This is a genomic window from Streptomyces sp. NBC_01260 (genome assembly GCF_036226405.1).
GTDB lineage: Bacteria > Actinomycetota > Actinomycetes > Streptomycetales > Streptomycetaceae > Streptomyces > Streptomyces laculatispora.
This window is the reverse complement of record NZ_CP108464.1, coordinates 2,735,661-2,756,620: the sequence shown is the minus strand read 5'-3', so window position 1 is coordinate 2,756,620 and position 20,960 is coordinate 2,735,661. Positions and strand designations below refer to the sequence as shown.

The window sequence follows — 20,960 nt, the reverse complement described above, 5'->3', positions numbered from 1 at the left end:
GTGATCATGCCTTCATTCGTGCACGGTTTCCCTTTTGACCCGTCTTACGGGCGTACTCTCGACGACCTGTCGGTCATCCCCGCGCCCCCGGCACCGGACGGCTTCGCCGACTTCTGGCGAGCCCGGCACGAGGCCGCTCGCACGGTGGCCACGGAGCCGGAGATCGGCCCGCTGGAGGAGGAGCGCGACGGCGTCCGGATCCACGGAGTGACGTTCACCTCGGTGGGCGGGGAGCGTCTGGGCGGCTGGCTCGCACTGCCGGCGGACGGGCCGGTGCGCCACGGGTTCGTCATCGGCCACGGCTACGGCGGCCGGCAGGGGCCGGGGCCCGATGTGCCGCTGCCGCTGCCCGGGGCGGCCGCGATCCTGCCCTGTGTGCGGGGAATGGGGGCGCGCAGTCCGGTGGCGGGGGTCCCGGACGTCGCCGACGCGCATGTGCTGCACGGCATCGAGTCACGCGAGACGTATGTGATCGGTGACTGTGTGGCGGACCTGTGGTGTGCGGCGTCGGCGCTGCACGAGCTGGTCCCCGGGCTGGCGGCGGCGGGTCCGCTCGGCTACCTGGGGGAGAGCTTCGGCGGGGGTCTCGGTGCGCTGGCCCTGCCGTGGGACGACCGCTTCGGGGCCGCGCAGCTGACGGTCCCCACGTTCGGGAACCACCCGCTGCGGCTCACGCTGCCGTGCGCGGGGAGCGGGGAGTCGGTGCGGAGGTATCGCCGGGAGCATCCCGGGGTCACCGAGGTGCTGAGGTACTTCGACGCCGCGACCGCCGCGGGGTTCCTGGAGCTGCCGACGCTGGTGGCCGCGGCGCTGTTCGACCCGTCCGTGCCGCCGCCGGGGCAGTTCGCGGTGTACAACGCGCTGGCGGGGGAGCGGGAACTGCTGGTGCTGAGCGCGGGCCACTTCGAGCATGCGGGGACGGTCGCCGAGAAGGCCGGGCTGGTCGCGGGGCGGCGGCGGTTCTTCGCGCGGTGGCTGGGGCGGTGACGGGGCGGCTGACGGGTCAGGGGCCGTCCGACCCCGCCCCGCCCGGTCCCTGACCCGTCAGCCGCAGCCGCAGCTCCTGCGGCGGATCGGGGAGACCGGGAGGGTGAGCGAAACCGGTTCGCGGCCCGCGTTGTTCAGCCGCTGCACCAGCAATTCGACTGCCTGCTCGCCGAGTTGGCGTATCGGCTGGCGCACCGTCGTCAGCGGCGGCTGGACGATCCGGCTGAGCGGGATGCCGTCGAAGCCGGTCACCGCCATGTCCTCGGGCACCCGCACGCCGCGCCTCGCCAGTGCGCGCAGGGCGCCCACCGCCATCTGGTCGTTGGCGAAGAGCACCGCCTCCGGCCGCTGTCCGCCCCCGTCCAGCAGTCGTTCGGCGGCGCCCGCGCCCTCGGCCTGCGTCATCATCGTCGTCCGTACGGTCGGCGCGTCCGGCACCGGGATGCCGGCGTTCCGGCATGCCTCCTGGAAGCCGCGGAATCGCGCCTCGGCGTCCGGTGAGTCGGTGTCGCCGCCGATGAAGGCGAGCCGGCGCAGGCCGTGGTCCTCGATCAGATGGCGGGTCAGTTCGCGCTCGCCGTCGACGTTGGCGACCACGATGTGGTCGAGGTGGTCGATCTCGCGAGGTCCGGCGAGCATCACGACCGGCAGCCGGCGCGATATCACCTCAAGGTCCTCGGTCGGCACCGTCTGCGCCAGTACGGCGAAACCGTCCACCCGGCCCGCGACCTTGGCGACCAGGCTCTCCGGCCCGCCCTCCAGCGACGCCGCGATCAACAGGGCGTAGCCGTGCCGCCGTGCGGCCCGCTCCATGCCGCGGATGATCTGGTCGGAGTAGAGCATCACCGCGTCGTCGGCGTCGCTGTCCGCCTCGGCGTCGGCCTCGGCGTCCGGGTCGGCGTAGTCGGGAAAGCACAGTCCGAGCACTCCGGTGGTGCGGCTGGCCAGTCCCCGGGCGTTTCCGCTCGGCACGTAACCGAGTTCGCGCGCCGCCTCCAGGACTCGCTCGCGGGTCTGGGCGCGCACCGAATCCGGGGTGCGGTAGACCCGCGAAACCGTGGCAATGGAGACGCCCGATCGCTCGGCGACGTCGTACACCGTTGGGGCGCTCACTCGACCGACCGTCCGCTTCTTCTCCCGTGCCGACATGTGCCGACAGACACCTTATGAAAGCGCATTCACCCTAGATCGCAGGCCGGTTGCGAGCAAGGTCATGGCAAAATCAACAGGTTACCTTGCAAGATGGCCTGTGCATCTTTACGGTAGGCGCATGACGCGACCGCCCGGTGCCACCCCCGCCGACCCCACGGCCGAGCAGGTCGCGAACGACCTCGCGGCCGTCGTCGGCAGGCTGCTGCGGCGGCTGCGTTCCTCGTCCTCGGAGTCTCTGCTCACGCCGACCCAGCGCTCGGTACTGGCCCGGCTGGCGGACGGGGGCCCGGCCACCACGGCCGCGCTGGCCCGCGCCGAGTTCGTACGCCCGCAGTCCATGCGGCTGACCCTGGGCGCGCTGGAGGACCAGGGGCTCGTCGAGCGGGCTCCCGACCCGGACGACGGGCGCAAGTCGGTCATGTCGATCACTGGGAGCGGACACTCGACGCTCGCGGAGGTCCGGGCCGCCAAGCGGAACTGGCTCGCCGAGGCCATCGCCGCCGAACTCGACGGGGCCGAGCGCCGCACCGTCGCCGAGGCGACCGCCCTCCTGGACCGCCTGGTCGGTTCATGACCGGCCGCCACGCGGTCCCCGAAGCGATACCCCAGGAGTCACCGGCCCCCGCGGCGGCGCCGGCCCAGGAGGCGGCGCCCGGGTTCAGCGGCCGGCTCACCGCCCCGCTGCTGATCGGCTCGTTGCTCAACCCGCTCAACACCACGATGATCTCCACCGCTCTGGTGGCGATCGGGCACCACTTCGGCATCGGCGCCGCCGACACCGCGTGGCTGATCTCGGTCCTGTATCTCGCGAGCGCCGTCGCTCAGCCCGTCCTGGGCAAGCTCGCCGATGTGCTCGGCCCGCGCCGCGTCTTCCTCGTCGGGCTGGTCGTCGTCATCGCGTCCGGCCTGGTCGGGACCGTGGCGCCGAGCTTCGGCTGGCTGATCGTGTCCCGGCTGCTGCTCGGCATCGGCACGTCGGCCGCCTATCCGGCCGCCATGGCGGTGCTGCGCGACGAGTCCGCCCGGATCGGCCGGGCCACCCCGCGTTCCGTCCTGGCCCGGCTCTCCTTCGCCGCGCTCGGCAGCGCGGCCGTCGGGCCCACGCTCGGCGGACTGCTGGTCATGGTCGTCGGCTGGCGCGGCATCTTCGCCGTCAACGTGCCCGTCGCTTTCGTCGCGTTCGGTGCCGCCCTGCTCTGGATCCCGGCCGACCCGCCGCGTAGACGCGCCGCCGACGGCGTTACGCGGCGGCTCGGCCTGGACCCGCTCGGCATCGGTCTCTTCACCGCCGCCCTGACCGTGCTCGTCTTCTTCCTGCTCGATCTCGCCCATCCGATGTGGTGGCTCCTCGCGCCCTTCGCGGTGCTCGCCGCCGCGCTGGTGCGGTGGCAGCTGCACCGCCCGGACCCCTTCATCGACCTGCGGATGCTGGCGGGAAACGCCGCGCTCTCACGGACGTATCTGCGGCACGGAGTCAGCTATCTGCTGATCTACTGCGTGATGTACGGGTATACGCAGTGGCTGGAGGAAGCCCGTGGCTATTCGTCCGGGCACACCGGTCTGCTGATGCTGCCGATGTCCGTCGCCGCCCTCGTCTGCTCGCTGCTCGGCGCCCGCACGAAGGGCATCCGCGGGCCGCTCACCCTGGCCTGCGTACTGCTCACCGTCGGGGCGGGCGTGCTGATGTTCCTCTCCGGGGACACCCCGCTTGCCGTCCTGCTGCTCGCCGGGGCCTGCTTCGGCATCCCGCAGGGGCTGATCGGTACGAGCAACCAGGCGGCCGTCCAGGCCTACGCCCCGGCCGAGGCCATCGGCTCCGCCGCGGGCCTCCAGCGCACCGCCCAGTACATAGGGGCCATCACCGCCTCCAGCCTGATCGCGCTCGCGTACGGGCAGTCGGCCGGCGACCACGGCCTGCACCTGATGGCCGGGGTCGCCGCCGTACTGGGCGTGCTCCTCATCGTCCTCACCGTCACCGACCGCGCCCTGCGCGGCCGTACCTGAAAACCGTCCCGCACCACTCGGCAAGGAGCACCACCATGAGCGCCACCACTCTCGACCCGAAGACCGCACTGGTCGTCGTCGACCTGCAGAAGGGCATCACCGGTCTGCCCACCGCCCACCCCAGCGCCGATGTCATCGCGCACGCCGCGACCCTCGCCGACGCCTTCAGGGCCAAGGGCCTCCCGGTCGTCCTGGTCCGCGTCACCGGCGGCGCCCCCGGCCGCACCGAGAGCCCCGCCCGCTCCGGGCAGCCGGCCGCCGACTGGGCCGACATCGTCCCCGAGCTCGGCCCGCACGAGGGCGACATCGTCGTCACCAAGCAGCAGTGGGGCGCCTTCTACGGCACCGACCTCGACCTCCAGCTGCGCCGCCGCGGCGTGACCCAGGTCGTGGTGGCCGGGATCGCGACCAGCATCGGCGTCGAGTCCACCGCCCGCTCGGCATACGAGTACGGCTACCACGTCACGATCGCCACGGACGCGGTGACCGACATGAGCGCCGAGGTCCACGACAACAGCGTCGAGCGGATCTTCCCGCGCCTCGGCGAGACCGACACCACCGCCGCGATCATCAAACTGCTGGGCTGATCCGGCTCAACCGGTCCGGCCGGACTGATCCGGACCGGTTGACGGCGCACTCAGGACGACTCGCGCCGCCGGATCTTGTTCCCCAGCCACACCAGCGGGTCGTACTTGCGGTCCACGGCCCGCTCCTTCAGCGGGATCAGCGCATTGTCGGTGATCTTGATGTGCTCGGGGCACACCTCCGTACAGCACTTGGTGATGTTGCAGTAGCCGAGCCCGTGTTCCTCCTGGGCCGTCGCCTTCCGGTCGAGCCCGGACTCGGCGGCGGCGTCCAGCGGGTGCATGTCCAGCTCCGCGACCCGCATCAGGAAGCGCGGTCCGGCGAAGGCCGCCTTGTTCTCCTCGTGGTCACGCACCACATGGCAGGTGTCCTGGCACAGGAAGCACTCGATGCACTTGCGGAACTCCTGCGAGCGGTCCACATCGACCTGCTGCATCCGGTACTCGCCCGCCTTCACCCCGGCCGGGGGCACGAAGGCGGGCACTTCCCGTGCCTTGGCGTAGTTGAACGACACATCGGTCACCAGATCCCGTACCACCGGGAAGGCCCGCAGGGGGGTGACGGTGATCGTCTCCTCGCGGGTGAACACCGACATGCGCGTCATGCACAGCAGCCGCGGCCGTCCGTTGATCTCCGCGCTGCACGAACCGCACTTTCCGGCCTTGCAGTTCCACCGCACCGCCAGATCACCCGCCTGTGTGGCCTGGATGCGGTGGATGATGTCGAGGACGACCTCGCCGTCGTTGACCTCGACCGCGAAGTCCTCCAGACCGCCGCCGTCGGTGTCCCCGCGCCACACCCTGAACCGTGCGTTGTAGCTGCTCACTCGTACAGCTCCTCTTCGGCGAGGTACTTGACCAGCTCCTCCTTCTCGAAGAGGGAGAGCAGATCCGGACGGATGGGTTCGGTGACCTTGCGTACGAGATCGATCCGGCCCTCCAGCGGCGCGGCCAAGACGTCGGCCGGCCGGCACAGCAGATTGACCGGGCGCCAGGCGCGCTCCATCGCCGGGCAGTCCTCGCGGGTGTGGCCGCCGCGGCTCTCGGTGCGCTCCAGCGCGGCCCGTGCGATGCACTCGCTGACCAGCAGCATGTTCCGCAGGTCCAGGGAGAGGTGCCAGCCGGGGTTGAACTGCCGGTGCCCCTCGACCCCGGCCCGCCGGGCCCGCTCCCGCAGCCCGGCCAGTGACTCCAGGGCCCGCTCCATCTCCGGGGCGCGGCGGATGATGCCGACCAGGTCGTTCATCGTCTGCTGGAGTTCCTGGTGCAGGGTGTACGGATTCTCCGCCGGCGCGCCCCCGGCGAGGTCCTCCGCGCTGAACGGACGCAGCGCCTCCGCGGCCGCGGCGTCGATCTGCGCCTCGTCCACCACCGGCAGGGCGTCGGTGGACTCCGCGTACCCGGCGGCGTGCAGTCCGGCCCGCCGGCCGAAGACCAGCAGGTCGGAGAGGGAGTTCCCGCCCAGCCGGTTGGAACCGTGCATGCCGCCCGCGACCTCGCCCGCCGCGTACAGACCCGGCACATCGAGGGCGGCGGCGGTGTCGGAGTCGACGGCTATACCGCCCATCACGTAGTGGCAGGTCGGGCCGACCTCCATCGCCTCGGCCGTGATGTCGACATCCGCCAGCTCCTTGAACTGGTGGTACATCGACGGCAGCCGGCGCCGGATGCGCTCCGCCGACATGCGGGTCGACACGTCCAGGAACACCCCGCCGTGCGGCGATCCGCGGCCGGCCTTCACCTCGGAGTTGATGGCCCGCGCGACCTCGTCACGAGGCAGCAGCTCGGGCGGGCGGCGGTTGTTGTCCGGGTCCTCGTACCAGCGGTCGCCCTCCTCCTCCGACTGCGCGTACTTCTCCTTGAACACGTCGGGGACGTACTCGAACATGAAGCGCTTGCCCTCGGAGTTCCGCAGCACCCCGCCGTCGCCGCGCACCGACTCGGTGACGAGGATGCCCTTGACCGAGGGCGGCCAGACCATCCCGGTCGGGTGGAACTGCACGAACTCCATGTTCAGCAGGGGTGCGCCCGCCAGCAGGGCCAGCGCGTGGCCGTCGCCGGTGTACTCCCAGGAGTTCGACGTCACCTTGAAGGACTTGCCGATGCCGCCGGTGGCGAGGACGACCGCGGGCGCCTCCAGCACGAAGAACCGGCCTGTCTCGCGCTCGTAGCAGAAGGTCCCCGAGACGCGTTCGCCGTCCTTGAGGACGCGCGTCACCGTGCACTCCTGGAAGACCTTCAACCGTGCCTCGTAGTCACCGAACTCGCGCTCGTCCTCCTGCTGGAGCGAGACGATCTTCTGCTGGAGGGTGCGGATCAGTTCGAGGCCGGTACGGTCCCCGACGTGCGCCAGACGCGGGTACTCGTGGCCGCCGAAGTTGCGCTGGGAGATCTTCCCCTCGGGGGTGCGGTCGAAGAGCGCGCCCCAGGTCTCCAGCTCCCAGACCCGGTCGGGCGCCTCCTTGGCGTGCAGCTCCGCCATCCGCCACTGGTTGAGGAACTTCCCGCCGCGCATGGTGTCGCGGAAGTGCACCTGCCAGTTGTCCCCGGAGTTCACATTGCCCATGGAGGCGGCGATTCCGCCCTCCGCCATGACCGTGTGCGCCTTGCCGAAGAGCGATTTGCAGATGACGGCGGTACGGGCCCCGCGCTCCCGCGCCTCGATCGCGGCGCGCAGCCCGGCACCTCCGGCACCGACCACGACGACGTCCCACTGCTGCCGTTCGAGCTCAGTCATTCAGAAAAACCTCGGATCGTCGAAGGCGCCGGAGGCGACGAGATACACGTAGAAGTCGGCGAGCGCCACGCTGATCAGCGAGGCCCAGGCGAGCAGCATGTGACGGGCGTTGAGCCGCCCCACCCAGCCCCACAGCCGGTAGCGCACGGGGTGCTTCGAGAAGTGCCGCAGCCGGCCGCCGATGATGTGCCGGCAGGAGTGGCAGGACAGGGTGTACGCCCAGATCAGGGCGATGTTGACAACGAAGATCAGCGAGCCGAGACCCATGTGGCCCCAGGCGTAGTGCTCGTCGCGGAAGGAGAGCACGGTGTCGTACGTGAGGATCCCCGCGACCGGCACCGCGGCGTAGAAGAAGTACCGGTGGATGTTCTGCATGATCAGCGGGAAGCGGGTCTCGCCGCTGTACGCCGTGTGCGGCTCGGCGACCGCGCAGGCCGGGGGCGAGGCCCAGAAGCCCCGGTAGTAGGCCTTGCGGTAGTAGTAGCAGGTCAGCCGGAAGCCGAGCGGGAAGATCAGGATCAGCAGGGCGGGGGACAGGCCCCACCAGCTGCCGAACAGGTCCCAGTTCGGGCCGTGCCGCATGGGGGCGCAGCTGTCCGCCAGGCAGGGCGAGTAGAACGGCGAGACATAGGGGGCGGCGTAGTAGTCGGCGTTCGAGAACGCCCGCCAGGTCGAGTAGACGATGAAGGCGAGGAGCCCGCCCGCCGTGACGGCGGGCGCCAGCCACCAGCGGTCGGTCCGCAGATGGCGGGCGGCGATGGCGGCCCGCGAGGCGTGGTGCACACCTGCCGTCCGGGTCGCCGCTCCACCCGGCGGGGGTGGCTTCGTGCCCGGAGCGCTCCCCGGAGCGCTCCCCGGATCACTGCCTGAATCCGTGCCTGTTTCCGTACCGGTGGCCAAGGAACTCTCCTAGGGGGCGTGCCTGCCGCGGACGCCCAGACCCTCGTCGTCCGAGTCCGTCCACAGAGTGGTGTCGTACGGCGCCTCGGTGATCGTGATGACGCCGTCGACAGGGTCGGCGTGGCCGTCCGGGGCGAGCGGGTCCGGAGCGGAGTCCGCCTCGCGCAGCTGCGCGAGGCTCCGCTCCAGTCGCCCGACGGTGCGGACCAGGTCGTCGAGACAGTGCTGAACTGCCGTCAATTCGTCCTGCAGTGACATGACTTGATCTCACTTCCGCAGTCGCGGGTGGCCATGTTCATGCGCATGCGAGTGTCGCGCGTCACATCCTGTTTGGGAAGGGAGCGGGCCGTCCCGACTTGCCGGCCCGGCGGGAAGGCCCCCGGCCGGCCCTCCGGGCCGGGGCGCGGGGCGTCGGCTTCCGGCCATTGTCGAAGGTGTGGTTCTGGCCATGGGTGGCGGCTCGTGCGGGTGCCGGGGCTCCGCCGCACGGGTGAGGTTCGGGAGTGTCGCGCCGTGTCTGCGGCCCCCCTCGCGCGTGGCCGCTTTCAGTGGACGGGCGGAACCAGTGTGATCAACTGCAAATGCCACCAAAAACGCATCATCCGGTCCATTCGGGTACGGGTGGTCCGGGCCGTCTCCGGAGGTATCAGCCATGTCCCACGTCGGCGTCCCGCGCGGGGCAGCCCGAAAGCGCCGCTCGCTCGCGCTCTTCACCACGGGTGTGCTCACGCTCCCCGTACTGGCCGGCTGCAGTTCGGGCAACGAGGAGGCCGCCACCGCCGTCGTCCCGCAGGACGTCGCGCCCGCGGCCCGCGAGCAGGTCGCGGAGGGCGGCACGGTCAACTGGGCGATCGACGCGATGCCCGCCACGCTCAACGCCTTCCAGGCGGACGCCGACAGCGCCACCACCCGGATCACCGGCGCTCTCCTGCCGTCCCTCTTCCCGATGGACGCCAAGGGCCGCCCGCAGCTGAACCCGGACTACCTGGAGTCCGCGAAGGTGGTCGAACACGAACCCAGGCAGGTCGTGCTCTACCGGCTCAACCAGCAGGCGGTGTGGAGCGACGGCCGGGAGATCGGGGCACCGGACTTCGCCGCCCAGTGGCGAGCCCTGAGCGGCAAGGACTCCGCGTTCTGGACCGCCCGCAACGCCGGGTACGAGCGCATCGAGAAGATCGAGCGCGGCGCCGACGACCTTGAGGTCAAGGTCACCTTCGCCAAGCCGTACGCGGACTGGCGCTCCCTCTTCTCCCCGCTGTACCCGAAGCAGGTGACGGGCTCCCCAGGCGCCTTCAACGACGGTGCGCGGTCCACGCTCAAGGCGACGGCGGGACCGTTTCGCCTGCGGGCCGTGGACAAGGGGGCGGGCACGGTCACGCTGGCCCGGAACCCGCGCTGGTGGGGCAGCCGGGCCAAGCTCGACTCGCTGGTCTTCAAGGCGGTCAAGCCGCAGGACCGCACCCGGGCGCTCACCGGGGGAAAGGTCGATGTCGCCGATGTCGACGCGGCGGCGGCCCACCGCATCGTCCAGGCCACCCGGGACGCCGGAAACAGCGGGGCGCCGCCCGCCCACGGCCCCGGCTCCGAGATCACCCCGGCCGCGGCCCTGCGGTCCTGGGCGCTGGCGCACGGCTCCGACGAGGACGTGGCCGCCGAGGCGCAGTCCGCCCGGGACGAGAAGGCCCGGGCCGCCAAGGCGTACGCCGCCCAGCAGAACGATCTGCGCGGCTACGTGGTCCGCAAGTCCCTGGAGCCCGCGTACACCCAGCTCGCCCTGAACGGTGAGACCGGCCCGCTCGCCGACGACCGGGTGCGCCGGGCCGTGGCCCGCGCCCTGGACCGCCAGCAGCTCGTCGACACCGTACTCAAACCGCTCGGCCTGCCCGCGGACCCGCTCGGCAGTCACCTGGCCCTGGCCGGACAGCCTGGGTACAAGGACGGCAGCGGCGCACTCGGCGGCCAGGACACCAAGGAGGCCCAGGCGCTGCTGGCCGACGCGGGCTGGACGCGGGAGGGGGCCCTCAAGAAGACGGACGGCACCAAGGCGGGCAGCGAGGGCGAGAAGCAGACGGACAAGAAGGAGGGGAACAGCAAGAAGGAGGGGGACAGCAAGAAGGAACAGGGCGACAAGAAGGCCGAGGACAAGAAGGCCGACGCCGCCAAGGCCGACGGCAAGGCCGAAAACGCCGCCCGTCGCGAGCCCGCCAAGGACGACGGCCTCTACATCGTCGGCGACGACAGCAAGCCCGGTGAGGCCGGGGACGCCGTCACCCACGTCATCGCCCCGGCTACCGCCGCCTCCGTACAGAGCGTCGCCCTGCTGCGCCAGGCCGGACGCCTGGGGGAGACGGGCACCTCCGAGGACGCCCCGGCCAGGATCGCCGCCCAGGACCGGCAGCCCGGTGGCGCCGCCGGCGCCTACGCACCGGTCGGCACCGCGGCGCCCGCCCAGGCCCCCGACTCCGCCCGCGGACCCCTCGGCAAGGACGGCAAGCCGTTGTCCCTCCGGTTCGTCCTGCCCTCGGGGCCGGGCTCCGAGTCGCTGCGCAGCGTCGGGGACAAGATCGCGGCGATGCTCGACACGATCGGGATCCGTACCGAGATCACCAAGGTCTCCGACGCGAGCTACTTCCAGGACCACGTCGCGTCCGGTGACTACGACCTGGCGCTCTACTCCTGGCCCGCGACCGCCTATCCGGCCACCGACGACCGCCCGATCTTCGCCAAGCCGGTGCCCGCGACCGACGGCTCGCTGCTCGTCGAGCAGAACTACACCCGCGTCGGCACCGACCACATCGACCAGCTCTTCGACCAGGCGGCCGGGGAACTCGACGAGGGCTCGGCCAGGGACCTGATGAAGCAGGCCGACGCCCGGATCTGGGCGGCCGCAGGATCGATTCCTCTCTATCAGCGGCCGCAGCTCGTCGCGACCGACAAGAAGCTGGTCAACGTCGGTGCCTTCGGCTTCGGGGTGCCCCATTACCAGGACATCGGCTTCAAGAAGCCGCAAGCGGCCGGGGCCCCCGCCCATCCCAGGAAGTAGCAGGTCAGCGCGGGACCGAAAGCTCAGAACTGGCTCAATTCCCTTGCCCGCCGGTCTGCCGGCGGGCAAGGCTGTGCGCACCCGCTGACCCGGGTAGCCGCTCCGCCCTCCGGTCCTCGGGGCCCCAACCCCGGAGATCGTGGCGCACAGGCATCACTCCGAGCTCCCACCTCGGAGCCGCAGCCTCGGAGCCCCACCTCTGAGGTTGCTCAAGTCCCGCGTCCGTCCGTTCCGTCCGGGGGACCGTGTTCACGACCACCGGTGAAATCCGCCGGAAGAACTGATCACGGGGGCGGAATCATGACGCGGACGCGGGCTCTCACCCATACGGTCGCCGTGCTCGTCGCGGGACTCCTCGCGGGCACGAGCGGCTGTACATCGGCGCCGGACGACCCGGGCGCGAGCGGGAAACCGAAGGCCGCGGGTTCCGCCACGGCCGCGTCGACCCGTGTGGTTCCGGTCTCCGACCCGGAGGCGCTGGTGTGCAGGGGCGGCACGTACACCTGGTTCAACACCCGGCACGACTCCGTGCTGAACGGCGTTACACCGGCCCAGCGTGTCACATCCGGGCCCACCGAACTGAGCGGGCCGATGCGGCGGCTGCGTACGGACCGGGCGTCCGTGGAGTCCGAGGGCCCCGGGCTGGACTCGAACACCGTGCTCTTCGCGCTCGCCCGGCACCTCGGTGTCGCCGACGAGAACGATGACCCGGAGGGGTGGTCGGGGATGGGTCAGCCGGGCGACTACGCGGAGCTCGACACGGGAGGCTCCGAGATGACCGGGGACGGCCGCTTCGTGGAGTACAGCTGGATCTCGCTGGTCGAAACCGATTTCCGCCACAGCTGCGGGCGCGGAACGACCGAGGAACCGACCGTCGGCCACGTGGTGAGCTGGACTGCCGGGGGAGCCGGAATCCTCGACTGCGAGGAGCCGCTCACCAAGGGGGCTTCGGCGGCCGCGCGCGAGGCCGTGCGCCTTTCCTGTGGCCGGTAAGACTTGCCCGGGAAGCCGCAGGGGCGACCGGCCCGTACCATGGGACTAGCCGTGGCGCGTCCGCCCGGCGGGCGTACGAGGACTCAAGACCGACTAAGACGCCTGACTCCCCGATCCGAGAGAAGCGCAAGCCACCCATGCCCACGCGCCACGATATCCGTAACGTAGCCATCGTCGCCCACGTCGACCACGGCAAGACCACGCTGGTCGACGCCATGCTCAGGCAGGCCGGCGCCTTCGCCGCGCACGCCGCCGAGAACCTCGACGAACGCATGATGGACTCGAACGACCTGGAGCGTGAGAAGGGCATCACGATCCTGGCCAAGAACACGGCCGTCAAGTACCACCCCAAGGATGGCGGCGACGTCATCACCATCAACATCATCGACACCCCCGGCCACGCCGACTTCGGTGGCGAGGTCGAGCGCGGCCTGTCGATGGTGGACGCGGTCGTCCTGCTGGTCGACGCCTCCGAGGGCCCGCTGCCGCAGACCCGCTTCGTGCTCCGCAAGGCGCTGACGGCCAAGCTGCCGGTCATCCTCTGCATCAACAAGACGGACCGCCCGGACTCCCGGATCGCCGAGGTCATCGACGAGACGTACGACCTCTTCCTGGACCTGGACGCCGACGAGGACCAGATCGAGTTCCCGATCGTCTACGCCTGCGCCCGTGACGGCGTCGCCTCCCTGACCAAGCCGGAGGACGGCCAGGTCCCGCCGGACAGCGACAGCCTGGAGCCGTTCTTCAGCACGATCCTCTCCGCGGTCCCGGCCCCGGAGTACGACGACGAGGCCCCCCTCCAGGCCCACGTCACCAACCTGGACGCCGACAACTTCCTCGGCCGTATCGCGCTCTGCCGTGTCGAGCAGGGCGAGCTGCGCAAGGGCCAGACCGTCGCGTGGATCAAGCGTGACGGCTCGATGTCCAACGTCCGCATCACCGAACTGCTGATGACGGAGGCGCTCACCCGCAAGCCCGCCGAGAAGGCCGGTCCGGGCGACATCTGCGCGATCGCCGGTATCCCGGACATCATGATCGGCGAGACCCTGGCCGACCCGGAGAACCCGATCGCGCTGCCGCTGATCACGGTCGACGAGCCCGCCATCTCGATGACCATCGGCGCGAACACCTCGCCGCTGGTCGGCAAGGGCGGCAAGGGCCACAAGGTCACCGCCCGCCAGATCAAGGACCGGCTGGACCGCGAGCTGGTCGGTAACGTCTCGCTCCGTGTCCTGGACACCGAGCGCCCCGACGCCTGGGAGGTCCAGGGCCGCGGTGAGCTCGCCCTGGCCATCCTCATCGAGACCATGCGCCGCGAGGGCTTCGAGCTGACGGTCGGCAAGCCGCAGGTGGTCACCAAGCAGGTCGAGGGCAAGACGTACGAGCCCATCGAGCGCATGACCATCGACTCGCCCGAGGAGCACCTCGGTGCCATCACGCAGCTCATGGCGAGCCGCAAGGGCCGCATGGAGACGATGACGAACCACGGTTCGGGCTGGGTCCGCATGGAGTGGATCGTCCCGTCCCGCGGCCTCATCGGCTTCCGTACGGAGTTCCTCACCCAGACCCGTGGCACGGGCATCGCGCACTCCCTCTTCGAGGGCCACGAGCCGTGGTTCGGCGAGCTGCGCACCCGTCACAACGGCTCGCTGGTGGCGGACCGCGCGGGCGTCGTGACGCCGTTCGCGATGGTCAACCTCCAGGAGCGCGGTGTCATCTTCACGGAGGCCACCACGGAGGTCTACGAGGGCATGATCATCGGTGAGAACTCGCGCTCCGACGACATGGACGTGAACATCACCAAGGAGAAGAAGCTCACCAACATGCGTGCGGCTTCCGCGGACACCACGGAGAACGTGGTGCCCGCCCGCAAGCTGTCGCTCGAGCAGTCGCTGGAGTTCTGCCGCGACGACGAGTGCATCGAGGTGACCCCGGAGACCGTGCGTATCCGCAAGGTCGTCCTGGACCAGAAGGAGCGCGGCCGCTCCGCGTCGCGCGCCAAGCGCTGATCCTCCGCCTGTCCGGCAGAGCTGCCCGGTAGTTCCTGCGGGCAGGTTCCTGCCGGCGAAGGGGCCCGGCACCGCTCACCACGCGGTGCCGGGCCCCTTCGCCGTGCCCTCGTCCGGGTGGACGTCCCTGTCCGGGCTGAGGCCCTGCCCCGATGGGCCTGAACAAGCCATGCACGCCCGCGCGTTGGTTTAGGGTCGAACGGTCCGTAACCGGTGGGCCGTAGCCGCTCCCGACGGCGGGCGGGCCGCGCCGCCGCGCCGTGATTCGCCGGGTGCCGGGCGTACTTACGGGGTCCGACAGGTCAACCCGATTTTGAGGACCAAGCGTCCGGATATCGGGCGTCGCTCTCCGGAACATGTGTTAACAGTCCGTTTCGGGCGTGTCTGTCTGGGGTCATTTTGTCCGTATTTTGATCCACGTGGCTGGGCGATGTTGTCAAACCGAGACCCTTTAAGTGTGGTTTACAGCCCAGTCGTACTTAATAGTTGGCTCCATTGAGCTCGGGTCAATGGGTCACGCACTGTGGGGAGTGCCGACTCACGAGCACACTCAGGGCACTGAAACGATCACCGTCAGGGGTGTCGGTGTATCAATCCAGTGCCCTTCTTGTAGTCAAAAGTGGACTCATGAGGAGGAACCCATGCGTGGTGCCAAGAGCGCCAAGTGGGTCGCGGGAGCGGCCATCATCGCCCTGGCTGCGACCGCTTGTGGCGGCGGTAACGACGACGCCGAGAAGGGCAAGGGCGGCGACAAGGGCGCCGTCAACGCCGATGGCATCTTCTCCGTCGAGGTCGGTGAGCCGCAGAACCCGCTGCAGCCGGCCAACACGATGGAGTCGAACGGCAGCATCGTCACCGACTCGATCTTCTCGCAGCTGGTCGACTACGACCCGGCCGGCAAGCTTGAGATGATCAACGCAGAGTCTGTCGACACCAAGGACAGCAAGCTCTGGACGGTCAAGCTCAAGAAGGACTGGAAGTTCCACGACGGGACCCCGGTCACGGCCGAGTCCTACATCAAGGCCTGGAACTGGGCCGCGAACGTCAAGAACAACCAGACCAACGCGTCCTGGTTCGGCGACATCAAGGGCTTCTCCGACGTCCACCCCGACGACGCCAAGGCCAAGCCGAAGTCGGACGCCATGTCCGGTCTGAAGAAGGTGGACGACTACACGTTCACCATCGAGCTGAACTCGCCGCTGCCGTACTTCTCGTACAAGCTCGGCTACACCGTCTTCTCCCCGCTGCCCGAGTCCTTCTACGCGGACCCGAAGGCCGCCGGCGAGAAGCCGGTCGGCAACGGCGCGTACAAGTTCGTCAGCTGGGACCACAAGAAGCAGATCAAGGTCGTCCGCAACGACGACTACAAGGGTGCCGACAAGGCGATGAACGGCGGTGTGGTCTTCAAGAACTACACCACCCTCGAGACCGCCTACGAGGACCTGAAGTCGGGCAACGTCGACGTCCTGCGCCAGATCGGCCCGAAGGACCTCCCGGTCTACCGGGCGGACCTCGGTGACCGCGCCGTGGACAAGGCGTACTCCGCCATCCAGACGATCGCCGTCGCCTTCTACACCGACCAGTGGAAGAAGATCGACCCGAAGGTCCTCCAGGGCCTCTCGATGGGCATCGACCGCGACACCATCACCAAGACCGTGCTCCAGGGCACGCGTGAGCCGGCCACGGGCTGGGTCGCCAAGGGTGTCCTCGGCTTCCAGAAGGACGCCGCGGGCGACGTCACCAAGTTCGACCCGGCGAAGGCCAAGAAGCTCATCAAGGACGGCGGCGGCGTCCCGGGCAACAAGATCTCGATCCAGTTCAACGCCGACGGCGGCCACAAGGAATGGGTCGAGGCGGTCTGCAACAGCATCAAGCAGTCGACCGGTGTCGCTTGCGTCACCGACTCGAAGGCCGACTTCCAGGCCGACACGAACGCGCGTGACGGCAAGCAGGTCAAGTCCCTGTACCGCTCCGGCTGGGTGCTCGACTACCCGGTGAACGCGAACTTCATCTCGGACCTGTTCCGTACCGGCGCAGCCGGTAACCAGGGTGACTTCTCGAACAAGGGTCTCGACGCGGAGATCAAGAAGGCCGACTCCGCCGCCTCCCTCGACGACTCCGTCGCGGCCTACCAGAAGATCGAGAAGGAGCTGGTGAACTACATGCCCTCCATCCCGCTCTGGTACTACAAGGTCAACGCCGGTTACTCGGAGAAGGTCCAGAACGTCGATTACGCGCAGGACGGCGACCCGATCCTGACCAAGATCGAAGTCAAGAAGTAACCATTCCGACGTAGTCCGCGCGCGGGCGCGGGACCGGTACTGAAAGACGGTCCGCGTCTGTCCGCACGCCGTGGCCGGGGGGCCCTTCCACACATCCGACGAACCCTCAGGGGGGAGTCCGGTGCGGGGGAGGGCCCGTCGGCTGCTGCTTGCCTATTACATGGAGGCATGATGGGGCGCTATGTCGCACGACGACTGCTCCAGATGATCCCGGTCTTCCTCGGGACAACGCTGCTGATCTTCCTGATGGTCTACACGCTGCCCGGCGACCCCGTGCGCGGGCTCTTCGGGGACAAGGGTGTCGACCCGGCCACCCTGGCGAGACTTCGCCATGAAAAAGGGCTGGATCTACCGATCCTGCAGCAGTACTGGAATTACATGACAGGCATCGTCCTGCATTTCGATTTCGGTGATCAGATAGCCAGCGGACGTCCCGTCACGGACGTCCTCGGCGACGCGTTCCCCGTCACCCTCCGGCTGGCCGGTATGGCGTTCGTCATCGAGATCGTCATCGGCATCAGCCTCGGCACCATCGCCGGTCTGCGGGCCGGCCGGCTCACCGACAACGTGGTCCTCGTCTTCACCCTGCTGATCATCTCGATCCCGGTGTTCGTCCTCGGCTTCATCATCAAGGCCGTGTTCGCCTTCCAGCTCGACTGGATCTCACCGAACGTGTCCAGCGAGGCCAGATGGAGCGAGCTACTGGCGCCGGCCATCGTGCTGGGCTCGCTCTCACTCGCCTATGTCGCGCGCCTCACGCGTACGACGATGGCCGAGAACCTTCGCTCGGACTACATGCGTACCGCCATCGCCAAGGGACTTCCCAAGCGGCGCATCGTCGGCGTGCACCTGATGCGCAACTCCCTGATCCCCGTCATCACCTTCCTCGGCACCGACCTCGGTGCCCTGATGGGCGGCGCGGTCGTCACCGAGGGCCTGTTCAACGTCAAGGGCATCGGCGGCACGATCTACGAGTCGATCCAGAAGCGCGAAGGCACGACGCTCGTCGGCCTCGTCACCGTCCTGGTGCTCGTCTATCTCCTCATGAGCCTCATCGTCGACCTGCTGTACGCGGTCCTGGACCCGAGGATCCGTTATGCCTGACGTGACCAAGACCGCTCCCGCGCCCGAGGAAGCCAAGGCGCCCCTCGCGGACCCCTCGGCGGTTGTCAAGGCCGAGAAGGCCCGCAGTCTGTGGGGCGACGCCTGGCGGGACCTGCGTACCAACTGGTACTTCATCATCTCGTCGGTGCTCATCGTCATCCTGCTGGTGATGGCCGTATTCCCCGGCCTGTTCACGAGTGCCTCACCGACCAGCAGTGACCTGGTGCACCACTACCTGGGCAAGCCGGAGCTGGGCAAGATCGGCTCCGAGGGCTGGCTCGGCTACGACGTCCAGGGCCACAGCGTCTACGCGCGTGTCATCTACGGCACCCGCGCCTCCGTCACCGTCGGCGTCTGTGTCACCGTCCTGGTGACGCTGTTCGGCGGCCTGGTCGGCATGCTCGCCGGCTACTTCGGCGGCTGGGTCGACGCGCTGCTCTCCGGCTTCTTCACCAACGTCTTCCTCGGGATTCCGTTCCTGCTCGGCGCCATGGTCGTGCTCCAGGCGTTCCCCGAGCGCAGTGTCTGGGTCGTGATCTTCGCCCTGGCGTTCCTCGGCTGGACCCAGATCGCGCGTGTCATGCGTGGTGCGGTGATCGTCATCAAGCAGTCGGACTACGTCCAGGCCGCCAGGGCGCTCGGCGCGGGAACCAACCGGATTCTCTTCCGGCACATCCTGCCCAACGCCATGGCCCCGGTGATCGTGGTCGCCACCATCTCGCTCGGTGTCTACATCTCGGCCGAGGCAACCCTGTCCTACCTCGGTCTGGGTCTCGCCGACCCGACGATCTCCTGGGGTATGGACATCTCCGGTGGCGCCAGCCAGATCCGCGTCGCGCAGCACATCCTGCTGTTCCCGTCGATCATGCTCAGCATCACCGTTCTGGCGTTCATCATGCTCGGCGAAGCCGTCCGTAACGCCCTCGATCCCAAGTCGCGATAAGGAGGGTGAACGTGACCACCATCGACAAGACCGCCGAAGTCCCGTCCCCGCGCTCGGGTGACGACCATGTCGGCCCGTTGCTCGAAGTCCGTGACCTGCACGTGGAGTTCCACACCCGTGACGGTGTGGCCAAGGCCGTCAACGGTGTCAACTACAACGTGAACGCCGGGGAGACCCTCGCCGTGCTCGGCGAGTCGGGCTCCGGCAAGTCCGTGACGGCCCAGGCCATCATGGGCATCCTGGACATGCCGCCCGGCAGGATCCCGCAGGGTGAGATCCTCTTCCGCGGCCAGGACATGTTGAAGATGTCCAACGAGGAGCGCCGGCAGATCCGCGGCAGGAAGATCGCGATGATCTTCCAGGACGCGCTCTCCTCGCTGAACCCGGTCCTCACCGTCGGCTACCAGCTCGGCGAGATGTTCCGGGTCCACCAGGGCCTGTCCAAGAAGGAAGCCAAGGCCAAGGCCATCGAGCTGATGGACCAGGTCAAGATCCCGGCCGCCGCGGCCCGGGTGAGCGACTACCCGCACCAGTTCTCCGGCGGTATGCGTCAGCGCATCATGATCGCCATGGCGCTGGCCCTGGAACCGGACCTGATCATCGCGGACGAGCCGACCACCGCGCTCGACGTGACGGTCCAGGCCCAGGTCATGGACCTCCTCGCGGAGCTCCAGCGCGAGTACAACATGGGCCTGATCCTGATCACCCACGACCTCGGCGTCGTCGCCGACGTCGCGGACAAGATCGCCGTGATGTACGCGGGCCGGATCGTCGAGACCGCCCCGGTCCACGAGATCTACAAGCGGCCGGCGCACCCCTACACCAAGGGGCTGCTGGAATCGATCCCGCGCCTGGACCAGAAGGGCCAGGAGCTCTTCGCGATCAAGGGCCTGCCGCCCAACCTGCTCCACGTGCCCTCGGGCTGCGCCTTCAACCCGCGCTGCACGATGGCGCAGGACATCTGCCGTACGGACATCCCGGCCCTGCGCCCGGTGACCGAGCAGGACGGCGCCGAACTGGTCGGACGCGGCAGCGCCTGCCACTTCTGGAAGGAGACGATCCATGGCTGACATCAACAAGGAGCCCGTGGACGCCACCCCGAACGTCTCCGAGGTGGAGACGGTCGACGCGAGCACCGAGGCGGAGGCCGTAGCCGCCATCGAGGCACCCGTGTCGCAGGGCGAGCCGATCCTCCAGGTCCGCAACCTGGTCAAGCACTTCCCGCTGACCCAGGGCATCCTGTTCAAGAAGCAGGTCGGCGCGGTCAAGGCCGTGGACGGGATCTCGTTCGATCTCTACGCGGGCGAGACGCTCGGCATCGTGGGCGAGTCCGGCTGTGGCAAGTCCACCGTCGCCAAGCTCCTGATGACGCTGGAGCAGGCCACCGCGGGCGAGGTCTTCTACAAGGGCCAGGACATCACCAAGCTGTCCGGCCGTGCCCTGAAGGCCGTGCGCCGGAACATCCAGATGGTGTTCCAGGACCCGTACACCTCGCTGAACCCGCGTATGACGGTGGGTGACATCATCGGGGAGCCGTACGAGATCCACCCCGAGGTGGCCCCCAAGGGTGACCGCCGGCGCAAGGTCCAGGAGCTCCTGGACGTCGTCGGTCTCAACCCGGAGTACATCAACCGCTATCCGCACCAGTTCTCCGGCGGACAGCGCCAGCGCATCGGCATCGCCCGCGGCCTCGCGCTCAACCCCGAGATCATCATCTGCGACGAGCCGGTCTCCGCGCTCGACGTGTCGGTGCAGGCACAGGTCATCAACCTGATGGAGAAGCTCCAGGACGAGTTCAACCTCTCCTACCTCTTCATCGCGCACGACCTGTCGATCGTCCGGCACATCTCCGACCGGGTCGGCGTCATGTACCTCGGCAAGATGGCCGAGATCGGTACGGACACGCAGATCTACGACCACCCGACGCACCCCTACACCCAGGCGCTGCTGTCGGCGGTCCCGGTTCCGGACCCGGAGGCCCGTGAGGGCCGCGAGCGGATCATCCTCTCCGGAGACGTCCCGTCCCCGGCCAACCCGCCGTCGGGCTGCCGCTTCCGCACCCGCTGCTGGAAGGCCGAGGCCAAGTGCGCCGAGGAGATGCCGCTGCTGGCCATCCCCGAGCGCTTCAAGACCTCGACGACGCCGGCCGCCCACGAGTCGGCGTGCCACTTCGCGGAGGAGAAGGACGTGGTCGGCGCGGCGGCCTCGTAACCGTCGTCCCA

The 20,960-nt window shown here is 69.1% G+C and carries 17 protein-coding genes; 12 read left to right on the top strand and 5 right to left on the bottom strand.

Annotated elements, in window-relative coordinates; translation table 11 throughout:
- Positions 1-6 precede the first annotated feature (6 nt).
- Positions 7-987, top strand: coding sequence for an acetylxylan esterase (locus OG322_RS11810; protein WP_124284953.1), 981 nt, complete (start codon positions 7-9; stop codon positions 985-987).
- A 57-nt stretch (positions 988-1,044) separates the two neighbouring features.
- On the opposite strand, the gene OG322_RS11805 is transcribed toward OG322_RS11810, so the two are convergent.
- The gene (locus tag OG322_RS11805) at positions 1,045-2,136 is read right to left on the bottom strand and encodes a LacI family DNA-binding transcriptional regulator (RefSeq protein WP_123461421.1); all 1,092 of its coding nucleotides are present in this window, start codon (positions 2,134-2,136) and stop codon (positions 1,045-1,047) included.
- 121 nt (positions 2,137-2,257) lie between these two features.
- Here OG322_RS11805 and OG322_RS11800 point away from each other — a divergent pair, with 121 nt between their 5' ends.
- From OG322_RS11800 to OG322_RS11790, 3 genes are read left to right on the top strand one after another with little or no spacing between them, the layout of a single operon-like run.
- Positions 2,258-2,713 carry a MarR family winged helix-turn-helix transcriptional regulator gene (locus tag OG322_RS11800; protein WP_123461422.1) on the top strand — a complete coding sequence of 152 codons (456 nt, stop codon included), beginning with the start codon at positions 2,258-2,260 and terminating at the stop codon, positions 2,711-2,713.
- A complete protein-coding gene (locus tag OG322_RS11795; RefSeq protein ID WP_124284955.1) occupies positions 2,710-4,143 on the top strand; it encodes an MFS transporter in 1,434 nt (477 codons plus the stop codon). The genes OG322_RS11800 and OG322_RS11795 overlap by 4 nt, the downstream gene beginning before the upstream one ends.
- 35 nt (positions 4,144-4,178) lie before the next feature.
- A complete protein-coding gene (locus tag OG322_RS11790; protein WP_123461423.1) occupies positions 4,179-4,730 on the top strand; it encodes an isochorismatase family protein in 552 nt (183 codons plus the stop codon).
- Positions 4,731-4,780: 50 nt separating this feature from the next.
- On the opposite strand, the gene OG322_RS11785 is transcribed toward OG322_RS11790, so the two are convergent.
- From OG322_RS11785 to OG322_RS11770, 4 genes are all read right to left on the bottom strand, one after another.
- Complete coding sequence (locus OG322_RS11785) at positions 4,781-5,554, bottom strand: succinate dehydrogenase/fumarate reductase iron-sulfur subunit (RefSeq protein WP_123461424.1); 774 nt, start codon at positions 5,552-5,554, stop codon at positions 4,781-4,783.
- Positions 5,551-7,464 (bottom strand): fumarate reductase/succinate dehydrogenase flavoprotein subunit, encoded by a 1,914-nt coding sequence (locus OG322_RS11780; RefSeq protein ID WP_329306387.1) that lies wholly within the window; start codon positions 7,462-7,464, stop codon positions 5,551-5,553. Before OG322_RS11780 ends, OG322_RS11785 begins: the two co-directional genes overlap by 4 nt.
- Positions 7,465-8,247 carry a hypothetical protein gene (locus OG322_RS11775; RefSeq protein WP_124284957.1) on the bottom strand — a complete coding sequence of 261 codons (783 nt, stop codon included), beginning with the start codon at positions 8,245-8,247 and terminating at the stop codon, positions 7,465-7,467.
- 126 nt (positions 8,248-8,373) lie between these two features.
- Complete coding sequence (locus OG322_RS11770) at positions 8,374-8,622, bottom strand: hypothetical protein (RefSeq protein WP_123461427.1); 249 nt, start codon at positions 8,620-8,622, stop codon at positions 8,374-8,376.
- A 394-nt stretch (positions 8,623-9,016) separates the two neighbouring features.
- On the opposite strand from OG322_RS11770, the gene OG322_RS11765 reads away from it, so the two are divergent.
- The 8 genes from OG322_RS11765 to OG322_RS11730 all read left to right on the top strand — a co-directional run bounded on the left by OG322_RS11765 (position 9,017) and on the right by OG322_RS11730 (position 20,949).
- Positions 9,017-11,407 (top strand): ABC transporter family substrate-binding protein, encoded by a 2,391-nt coding sequence (locus tag OG322_RS11765; RefSeq protein WP_329306386.1) that lies wholly within the window; start codon positions 9,017-9,019, stop codon positions 11,405-11,407.
- 300 nt (positions 11,408-11,707) lie between these two features.
- On the top strand, positions 11,708-12,400 hold the full coding sequence (locus OG322_RS11760; RefSeq protein WP_241200125.1) for a hypothetical protein: 693 nt from the start codon (positions 11,708-11,710) through the stop codon (positions 12,398-12,400).
- Between the two features lie 137 nt (positions 12,401-12,537).
- Positions 12,538-14,409, top strand: coding sequence for a translational GTPase TypA (typA, locus tag OG322_RS11755; RefSeq protein ID WP_123461429.1), 1,872 nt, complete (start codon positions 12,538-12,540; stop codon positions 14,407-14,409).
- A 641-nt stretch (positions 14,410-15,050) separates the two neighbouring features.
- On the top strand, positions 15,051-16,691 hold the full coding sequence (locus OG322_RS11750; RefSeq protein WP_123461430.1) for a peptide ABC transporter substrate-binding protein: 1,641 nt from the start codon (positions 15,051-15,053) through the stop codon (positions 16,689-16,691).
- Positions 16,692-16,862: 171 nt separating this feature from the next.
- A complete protein-coding gene (locus OG322_RS11745; RefSeq protein ID WP_123461431.1) occupies positions 16,863-17,795 on the top strand; it encodes an ABC transporter permease in 933 nt (310 codons plus the stop codon).
- A complete protein-coding gene (locus OG322_RS11740; protein WP_123461432.1) occupies positions 17,788-18,738 on the top strand; it encodes an ABC transporter permease in 951 nt (316 codons plus the stop codon). The genes OG322_RS11745 and OG322_RS11740 overlap by 8 nt, the downstream gene beginning before the upstream one ends.
- 11 nt (positions 18,739-18,749) lie before the next feature.
- Positions 18,750-19,808, top strand: a complete 1,059-nt coding sequence (locus tag OG322_RS11735; protein ID WP_123461433.1) for an ABC transporter ATP-binding protein — start codon at positions 18,750-18,752, stop codon at positions 19,806-19,808.
- Complete coding sequence (locus OG322_RS11730; RefSeq protein ID WP_123461434.1) at positions 19,801-20,949, top strand: ABC transporter ATP-binding protein; 1,149 nt, start codon at positions 19,801-19,803, stop codon at positions 20,947-20,949. The genes OG322_RS11735 and OG322_RS11730 overlap by 8 nt, the downstream gene beginning before the upstream one ends.
- The last annotated feature ends 11 nt before the right edge of the window (positions 20,950-20,960 follow it).

Bases quoted from the DNA above. Each gene is read 5' to 3' on its own strand.
- OG322_RS11800 (WP_123461422.1), top strand. From the start codon at position 2,258: ATGACGCGACCGCCCGGTGCCACCCCCGCCGACCCCACGGCCGAGCAG.
- typA (WP_123461429.1), top strand. From the start codon at position 12,538: ATGCCCACGCGCCACGATATCCGTAACGTAGCCATCGTCGCCCACGTC.
- OG322_RS11730 (WP_123461434.1), top strand. From the start codon at position 19,801: ATGGCTGACATCAACAAGGAGCCCGTGGACGCCACCCCGAACGTCTCC.
- OG322_RS11745 (WP_123461431.1), top strand. From the start codon at position 16,863: ATGGGGCGCTATGTCGCACGACGACTGCTCCAGATGATCCCGGTCTTC.
- OG322_RS11760 (WP_241200125.1), top strand. From the start codon at position 11,708: ATGACGCGGACGCGGGCTCTCACCCATACGGTCGCCGTGCTCGTCGCG.
- OG322_RS11795 (WP_124284955.1), top strand. From the start codon at position 2,710: ATGACCGGCCGCCACGCGGTCCCCGAAGCGATACCCCAGGAGTCACCG.
- OG322_RS11790 (WP_123461423.1), top strand. From the start codon at position 4,179: ATGAGCGCCACCACTCTCGACCCGAAGACCGCACTGGTCGTCGTCGAC.
- OG322_RS11765 (WP_329306386.1), top strand. From the start codon at position 9,017: ATGTCCCACGTCGGCGTCCCGCGCGGGGCAGCCCGAAAGCGCCGCTCG.
- OG322_RS11780 (WP_329306387.1), bottom strand. From the start codon at position 7,464: ATGACTGAGCTCGAACGGCAGCAGTGGGACGTCGTCGTGGTCGGTGCC.
- OG322_RS11740 (WP_123461432.1), top strand. From the start codon at position 17,788: ATGCCTGACGTGACCAAGACCGCTCCCGCGCCCGAGGAAGCCAAGGCG.
- OG322_RS11770 (WP_123461427.1), bottom strand. From the start codon at position 8,622: ATGTCACTGCAGGACGAATTGACGGCAGTTCAGCACTGTCTCGACGAC.
- OG322_RS11805 (WP_123461421.1), bottom strand. From the start codon at position 2,136: ATGTCGGCACGGGAGAAGAAGCGGACGGTCGGTCGAGTGAGCGCCCCA.
- OG322_RS11750 (WP_123461430.1), top strand. From the start codon at position 15,051: ATGCGTGGTGCCAAGAGCGCCAAGTGGGTCGCGGGAGCGGCCATCATC.
- OG322_RS11810 (WP_124284953.1), top strand. From the start codon at position 7: ATGCCTTCATTCGTGCACGGTTTCCCTTTTGACCCGTCTTACGGGCGT.